This is a genomic window from Vibrio sp. S234-5 (assembly GCF_000960595.1).
GTDB lineage: Bacteria > Pseudomonadota > Gammaproteobacteria > Enterobacterales > Vibrionaceae > Vibrio.
This window is the reverse complement of sequence record NZ_JZAM01000288.1, coordinates 1-2,013: the sequence shown is the minus strand read 5'-3', so window position 1 is coordinate 2,013 and position 2,013 is coordinate 1. Positions and strand designations below refer to the sequence as shown.

Genomic DNA, 2,013 nt, shown 5'->3' with positions numbered 1-2,013 from the left:
CGCCAAAGAACAAATGTCCAGAAAACAGCGCTCACAAATACAAACTTGCCGACGAGCACAAAACCAACAAACCGACGGAGCAAAGAAAAGATGCAACCAACTGATTTTGCGTGATTAAACATAACGCCCGCTTAAGTGGTGAGCAACGCAATACGATGTTTCCGCATACCACCTAAATCACTAAAACCAACGCATGATAAAAATGCCACGCGTTGCGAATCCGTCTTAAAGCGTTTGTTATACGTTTGCTAACTGACTAAATTTTAAGCCAATTAACTCCGATTTACTCATAGGCTTCTGTGATTCTGGAAAATATACTTGCCTAGAACCTGCCCCCAAAATTGCTTCACGAAATGCACGAACCTCGACATTTGTTATCCCACCCTCAGTCTTATCAATAAACTGAACAATGGCTATCGGTGCCAATGAGAACGATTTTCTTGGCAATAATTCAGCCCATATTTCTTTCAAGCAACTTTCAATTGCAAAGAAATCACCCATTAATGTTCTGGGATGAGTTAAAGCCGAACAAGTTCGAATGATACATTTATCAGTTTCAAGATGTGTTACTTTCACCTCACCAGTTTTGAACTGGATATGAATATGATTCTTTTTGAACACTCGATCTCCTTTGACGTATAACGCCCGGTTAAGGGGCAGCCAACGCCATTACCAAGCTTCCGCATAACACCGTAACCACAAAAACCAACGCATAATAAAAATGCCACGCGTTGGCTGTCCCTCTTGAACCGTTTGTTATGCTTAAGCTTCAATGACTTACGTTTTACCTAAACCAAGATTAACTCAGCTTTGTTGCACAAACAAAACCCAAAAACCAACAAACTGAAATGGCTCATAGTTTTGAGAATCAAACTTTGAACTTTGGCAGCTAAAACAAAAAAACCTAAGATCAAATTTCTGATTGAGCCAACCGTCCTAACCTCGCGCTTGCCCAAAAATTGATTGAGGCAATTCTCTGAACTTCCAGCGCCAAAGAATAGTTGTCCGGAAAACAGCGCCCACTGAAGCCAACTTGCCGAGAAACACAAAACTCACAAGCCGAGGGAACAAGGAAAAGCCATAAACCACTGATTTGACGTGATTAAGCATAACGCCCAATTAAGGTGTGAGGCACGCAATACGATGCTCCCGCATACCACCTTAATCACTAAAACCGACGCATAGTAAAAATGCCACGCGTGCCGAATCACTCTTAAATTGTTTGTTAAATTGCTGATTACTTGCCCTTAATTTGGTTAACTAAATTTGTCGCAACCAAAATATAAGCCTTTGCATCATCTTCTGTTAATTCCACTTCTTGCGTATGCACAAGTTGATTCCGTAACTTTCGTAGTTCATCAAACGACTTAAGTTGTGTATCGCTTAAAACACCGCATTGATGCAGATAATGTCCTAACTTCGGATAGTTTTTAAACGGAGACGTATTTGATGAACTCCAGAAAGAGGCAGCTAGTGATGCTGCAACATTTTCTAGTTCTATCCACGCTTCCAATACCGCTGCTCGTGTGGAAAAAGGGAGAATATTGATTGCTGGTGTATCAATTTCAGAAGTTTCATCGATTTCAGCTTCAGACCTTAACGCTTGAACCTGTTCTGAAAATTCCATTTCCAATTCCTTGAACTTCAATTTACGCATGAATGGAATCAAAGAAACCAAAGGCTTACGCAACAGCAGTAAAACAACAATCAAAGTTGCTGGCCAAGCTAATGCTTTAGTCATTTCAGATATAAATGTGTACTTATCCATTCTTGTTCTACTTTACTCCAGTGCAATTTAACGCCCGGCTAAGGGGTTGACAACGCACCGCCGAACTCAAAAAACACACTGTAAACACTCAACTTCAATTTTGCACTAAAGTCGCCAAGCGTTGGCAATCCCTCTTGAGCCGTTTGTTATGCAAATTCAATAAGATAAACTGACTTTACTCGATCAAAAACCACGATTGCAATGGTTGAGTGATTCAAGAACCAACCCAAGCCAGAGCCATGATA

General features: G+C 40.7%; 2 protein-coding genes. Both read right to left on the bottom strand.

Annotated elements, in window-relative coordinates:
• Positions 1 to 237 precede the first annotated feature (237 nt).
• The gene (locus tag UF06_RS17850) at positions 238 to 621 is read right to left on the bottom strand and encodes a hypothetical protein (RefSeq protein ID WP_045571651.1); all 384 of its coding nucleotides are present in this window, start codon (positions 619 to 621) and stop codon (positions 238 to 240) included.
• 616 nt (positions 622 to 1,237) lie between these two features.
• A complete protein-coding gene (locus tag UF06_RS17840) occupies positions 1,238 to 1,768 on the bottom strand; it encodes a hypothetical protein (protein WP_045571649.1) in 531 nt (176 codons plus the stop codon).
• Between the last annotated feature and the right edge of the window lie 245 nt (positions 1,769 to 2,013).